Origin of the sequence: Bellilinea sp. (assembly GCF_034432615.1) — a bacterium.
Classification (GTDB): domain Bacteria; phylum Chloroflexota; class Anaerolineae; order Anaerolineales; family Anaerolineaceae; genus Bellilinea.
Genome location: NZ_DAOUBL010000074.1, coordinates 1 through 5,242, shown reverse-complemented (window position 1 = coordinate 5,242; position 5,242 = coordinate 1). Strand labels below are relative to the sequence as shown.

The 5,242-nt window shown below is 54.5% G+C and carries 7 protein-coding genes and 1 pseudogene; 1 reads left to right on the top strand and 7 read right to left on the bottom strand.

Annotation, left to right across the window (positions count from 1 at the left end; translation table 11 throughout):
- Together VAE48_RS03540 and VAE48_RS03535 are read right to left on the bottom strand one after the other, a co-directional pair.
- Positions 1 to 456: pseudogene (locus VAE48_RS03540) on the bottom strand (SAM-dependent methyltransferase); the annotation flags it as partial.
- A gap of 20 nt (positions 457 to 476) precedes the next feature.
- Positions 477 to 683, bottom strand: coding sequence for a hypothetical protein (locus VAE48_RS03535; protein ID WP_322791938.1), 207 nt, complete (start codon positions 681 to 683; stop codon positions 477 to 479).
- A gap of 210 nt (positions 684 to 893) precedes the next feature.
- Between VAE48_RS03535 and VAE48_RS03530 the strand changes: the two genes are divergently transcribed.
- Complete coding sequence (locus tag VAE48_RS03530) at positions 894 to 1,442, top strand: ribonuclease HI family protein (protein ID WP_322791937.1); 549 nt, start codon at positions 894 to 896, stop codon at positions 1,440 to 1,442.
- Here the strand turns inward: VAE48_RS03530 and VAE48_RS03525 are convergent.
- The 5 genes from VAE48_RS03525 to sucB all read right to left on the bottom strand — a co-directional run.
- The gene (locus VAE48_RS03525) at positions 1,433 to 2,023 is read right to left on the bottom strand and encodes a protein-tyrosine phosphatase family protein (RefSeq protein WP_322791936.1); all 591 of its coding nucleotides are present in this window, start codon (positions 2,021 to 2,023) and stop codon (positions 1,433 to 1,435) included. The two genes, VAE48_RS03530 and VAE48_RS03525, sit on opposite strands and share 10 nt — an antisense overlap.
- Positions 2,024 to 2,093: 70 nt before the next feature.
- Positions 2,094 to 3,005 carry a carbohydrate kinase family protein gene (locus VAE48_RS03520; protein WP_322791935.1) on the bottom strand — a complete coding sequence of 304 codons (912 nt, stop codon included), beginning with the start codon at positions 3,003 to 3,005 and terminating at the stop codon, positions 2,094 to 2,096.
- An 11-nt stretch (positions 3,006 to 3,016) separates the two neighbouring features.
- Complete coding sequence (locus VAE48_RS03515; RefSeq protein WP_322791934.1) at positions 3,017 to 3,931, bottom strand: hypothetical protein; 915 nt, start codon at positions 3,929 to 3,931, stop codon at positions 3,017 to 3,019.
- Positions 3,932 to 3,950: 19 nt separating this feature from the next.
- Positions 3,951 to 4,472, bottom strand: coding sequence for a DUF3592 domain-containing protein (locus tag VAE48_RS03510; protein ID WP_322791933.1), 522 nt, complete (start codon positions 4,470 to 4,472; stop codon positions 3,951 to 3,953).
- An 82-nt stretch (positions 4,473 to 4,554) separates the two neighbouring features.
- Positions 4,555 to 5,242: dihydrolipoyllysine-residue succinyltransferase (sucB, locus tag VAE48_RS03505; RefSeq protein ID WP_322791932.1), on the bottom strand; the 688-nt coding region annotated here is incomplete at its 5' end.

Sequence of the window (5,242 nt, the reverse complement as noted above, 5' to 3'; positions counted from 1 at the left end):
ACTTTTACCCGCCATGTGATCTTTCAACCAGCCGCGCAGGTTGCGGGTATCCAGATAAAAACTGGCATCCTGATTCAAACGCAAATGGATGGCATACTTCACGCCATGTTCTACAATCTGCGTGGTTAACGAATGCTCATCCCCAAACCGGATCACTCCCAAACGGGAAGGCATGTTGCGGAGGCTGCGGGTCTTATGCACCACCGCCGTTATCCACGGGAACTTCTGGATGAACCATTTTTGCAACTCGATCAGCAGAGGGCGCAGAACCACCGGCTTTTCATGGTAGTTAAAAATGACCAGTGTGCTGCCATAAAGGTCAATCACAACCTCTGGGAATCCCTCATAAAAGCCGCTGAACAGGCGCAACGCCGTTTGATGCTGTTCATCCATCAGCGGCCAACGTTTTTGCAGCGCCCTTTCTACCTGTCTGAATAAAACTTCAGCGTCCGGCATCCAATCGCTCATCCTGTTTATTATAACGTCAGTTCGGCGTAAGCCCTTTTCGCAGCTATTTCAGCCTCCCCCAATATTGATTTTGCGATATTGGGGGAGGTGGGAGTGGGTTCATTTTGCTGCTGTCTGGGTTTTGCGCTTGTGCCAAACCCATGAAAATATAACCAGCCCTGGTGGTGAGACCTTACATTTTTCTTAATCCAATCTTTACCAATTTTTGATTGCATTTTTACATAAATCCTGCATAATCATAATCAAGTGAAGCAATCGAAAACTCACGCAGGCTGCACAGGCAAACCAATGAGGTCTTCACCCAACAGGCAAGTTCCGAGATTCAACCTTTCATCTTCTTCCTTCCCTCTGGCTCACAATGAGCCCTCTTCTTCCCGACCGGCGATGGAATTCTCCATCGCCGGTTTGCGTTCAGCGAGGAAAGCATGACACTCACATTGTACTTTGACGGTCTCTTCATGGGCATTCCCAAAAAGAATTGCCCCGCGCATGGCGCCGGTTTCATGTGTTACGGCTGGATTGCCTGGCGGGGCAACCGTATCATTGCGCGCGGACACGGAGGGTATTTGCGCGGCAGGGATGCCAGCAGCAACATTGCCGAGTATCTGGCCTTGATTGAAGGACTGGAAGCCCTGCGCGATATGGGTGTGGAAGGGGAAACCCTCCATATCATCGGGGACGCCAAATCGGTCATTGAGCAAATGGAAGGGGTCGCCTCAGTTCACTCCGACCAGATTCGTCCCTTGCACGAAAAAGCCCAGCGGATTGCGGCTTCCTTCAGCAACCTGAAATGGCGCTGGATACCGCGCAAGCACAATCGCGAAGCCGATGCCCTCACCCGCCGCGCGCTGCGTCAAATCCGCTCCAATCCGGGCAGTTATTCAGCTGCGCTGGAAGCCATCAACCCGGCGCTGCCCGGCAGCCGCCCAACGCGCAAATTCTGGCCGGTGCTGGATTTGCGGATTTACTGCTGAGCCTGCATTTCCGCAAAGCGCTGAATCTGTTCCTGTTGAACGCGGGTCGGGCGGATAAAAATCCGCACCTGCCGAATTTTCTCCCACGCTGCTTCGGGTGTAAATCCTTCTGCAATCAAGCAGGCGGCCGCCATGGTCGGCGCCCGTCCCACACCTGCCCCGCAGTGAATATAAACCTTACCGCCGTTGGCTTTAATTCTCCGGTAAAAAGCCACACCCGCGTGTAAATCCTGCAAAGATGGTGCATTGTCATCCACCGTCGGCAGGTGAAGGTAATTGGGTAAAGCCAGCCCTAACTGGCGGTCATCAAATTCGGCTCGCATATTAATCACGCCGTTGATTCCCCATCCCTGCAAAATACGCCATCCGCGCCGGCGGAACTGCGCTCCCACAAACAAATGAGGGGTAATCTCGCACTGGGTGCGGAGTGGACGATCCAGAACCACCCGATTGAACACGTTGAACATCCACCACAGGGTAGCCTTTACCCCCTGAGTAACCAGGCGAATGCGAAATAGACGCACAAATTTGACAAAAGTCAGGCTCGCTTCGCGGTCGGCTTTACCTTCGATCTCCACCATTCAACTCCCGATTCATATTCAATGTCGGGATTGTATCTATAAGCCGGGCGGAAATCAAGTTAACATTCCATTAAGCCGTGTGGGTCTGTCGGTACAATGCTTCCAGCCCGGCGGCATCCAGAAACCCATCCGCAGCCGATACCGCCCCAATTTTGTAGGAAGCAAAAACGACTGCCTTTTGCAGCGCCTCCAGCGCTGAATCTCCCTGAAAAAAGGCGTGCAGGAAAGCGGAGAACAACGCATCGCCTGCCCCAATTGTGTTTTGCACCGGGCGGGTGCTTACCGCCGGGATGTGCTCCACTTCCTGCCGACCGCGTTCGGCCAGCAGGCAGCCCTGACTACTCAGCCCAATCACAATCATCCCGGCGGGGCAGCGGTCACGCACAACCTGGATCCACTCCTCCGGCGGGAGGGGTAATTTTTCATGACTCATGAAGAGAATATCGGCAAACTGCATAAAATCGCGGTTGTAATCATCCTCAAGGTCACTGACGGCGTGAACATCGGTTGCGATTGGCTTACCCAGCCGGCGCGCCTTGACCAGCAGCGGACGCGAGAAGTTGATGTTGCACAGCACAGCCACATCGCAGGCGCTCAAGGCATGCTCCGCCTCCGCCGGCGGATAAATTTGTTCTTGAATATCCTTCAGGTCGGTGTGAATCTGGCGGTTGCCCTGCGAATCGTACAGGATGACGGATTGAGGGGTTTGTTCCAGTTTTTGCAATACTCCCGCCGAGGGGATTTGATCTTCTCGCAGCGCATTCAATACCAGCTGCCCGGCAGCATCCTTGCCGATCAGGGAAAGGAATTCCACATCATTTCCCAGCCGTGTCAGTGCTTTGGCAAGGTTATAGCCCACCCCCGAAACGCTGGAATGAACCCCAAAAAACGGGAAATTAACCGGGTTGTATTCCAGCGGGAAGCGCTCAATCCGCAGGGTCGTTTCGATGTTGATGAGACCCGATACGAGAAAACGCGTCATGCCGAATTCACTTATACCACCGTTTCCACGATGCGGGTCAGCACATGGCGCTCGACCTGGGCATCGTTGTGGGGTGTCGGCACATCCCGGAACAGATACCAGTCCTCGACATGCTCAATGAAGCCCTGTGGTGGAATCGTTTGCAAAGGGCCCAACGTTTCCAGTTCCAAAAAACGCTCGTTGGTGAACACTTCAACATTGCAGCCCAAATCGGGATACAGCGCTCCACTTTCAACCGCGAAACGTTTGATGAACAAATGGCCGCGGCGGGCATAGGCGCACCAGCCGCCGGGGATGAAAGCCCCAATCTTCTGGGCAATTTTAATCAAGGGGTCTTGCCGCACCAGGATGTACTGACGCCCCCAAATCAAACGCGAATCGCTCAGGTCGGTATACGGCCACAACGCAAGGGAATTCACCGGCAGCAGAGCGGCCGGGTCGGTGTGCGCCAGGCGCGGCGGCAGCGGCAGAATTGCCGTACCGCCCGGCAGCATCACCGAAAGCGCCCATGGGGCAAGCCGCACTTCCCACACGCTGCGGTTGTACAGCCGGTGAATCACCCGCACATGAGTCCCCACCGGCGAAAGGCGGATTTCCATTTCCTTCTGGATGCCGGTGGTGCGCTCAACCGGTTGGATCAGACGCACACCATCCCCCATATCCCGCCATTCCAGCGGTTCGTTATCCGGGTAGTAGGTGCGCGGGTCGGCTTCCGGGGCGTGCCACAGACGATGACCGCCGTACATACGCCATTTGTCACCGCCTGTCTTGCCCCGCTCTTCTTCCAGCTCGGCAAATTCGTTTTCCTCATCATAGAAGCCATACCGCAAAATTCGCGGCCCAAACTGGGTGGAGATGACCACATCCACCAGTTCATTTTGAAAACGGATACACTCCTGCCAGCCGTTGAACGATACCATCTCCATAGTTGACGCCTGCCTCTTTCTAAAATCCACGGGTATTGCTGAGCGAACTGAGTAAAATACCGCCCACACCCAGACACAAAATTGAAAGACCAACCACAATCAGAATAATGCCGGCAACCAGTTCAGCTTTGCTGGTGAGCCGGGTTTCCAATACCGCCTCGGCCGGATTTTGAGGGTTGTAATACACCCTTACCAGCTTTCCCTCCGGATAACCGGCGATCTGCTGTTCAACCTTTTTGCGGTTGCTGATGGCTATCTTCGATCCCACCCCCATGCGATCGCTGGTATAGGTGACGCCCTCCACCTGATATTCAAAACGCACAACCGGAGCATAGGTCGAGGTAGTGTGACCATCCTCATCTTCACTTTCATGCTCGCTGATGCGCGACTCAATCACCCGTCCGCTGGTCGTTGGCCAGTTTACGCTCTGTTGGGCTTTCTGCTTGTTCTGTTGATAACGGAGAATTAACCAGACCCCTATGGCGGCAAAGATTAGAAAAAGAGCACCGATACAAACAACACCGAAAAGCATGCTACCCATGGACGACCCCTCCCGTAATCAAGAATTCCTTTTCATTATACATAACTTTATCACGGGAAAGGTCGTCCACCAGGCATTCTTTTCAACCGCTCTCAACCAGCAATTGTCCCGGGTCTTCGAGCATTTGTTTGATGCGCACCAGAAATTGTACCGCCTCGCGGCCGTCTACGATGCGGTGATCATAACTCAACGCCAGATACATCATCGGGCGGATGACCACCTGCCCATTGACCGCTACCGGCCGTTCCTGAATGCGGTGCATACCCAGGATGCCAACCTGCGGTGGGTTGAGAATCGGCGTACTCAGCAGCGAGCCGAACACGCCACCGTTGGTAATGGTAAATGTGCCGCCGCGCAAATCATCCAGGGTGAGCGTTCCTTCGCCCGCTTTGCGGACAAACTCGCCAATCTTGCGTTCGATCTCGGCAAAACTCAGGTTTTGGGCGTCCCGCAGCACCGGCACAACCAAGCCCTCCGCATCCCCCACCGCAATGCCGATGTCATAGTAATATTTCCGCACAATTTCGTTACCCTGAATCTCGGCATTCAGGTTGGGAAACTCGCGCAGGGCGGCAATGCAGGCCTTGACAAAAAAGGACATGAAACCCAAATCTACCCCGTGGCGTTTGTGGAAGGCTTCGCGGTAGCGTTTGCGTAGAGCGATGATCTCGCTCATGTCCGCCTCGTTGAAGGTGGTCAGCATGGCGGCGGTCTGCTGGGCTTCCACCAGCCGGCGGGCAATCGTCTGACGGCGGCGGCTCATGCGGATG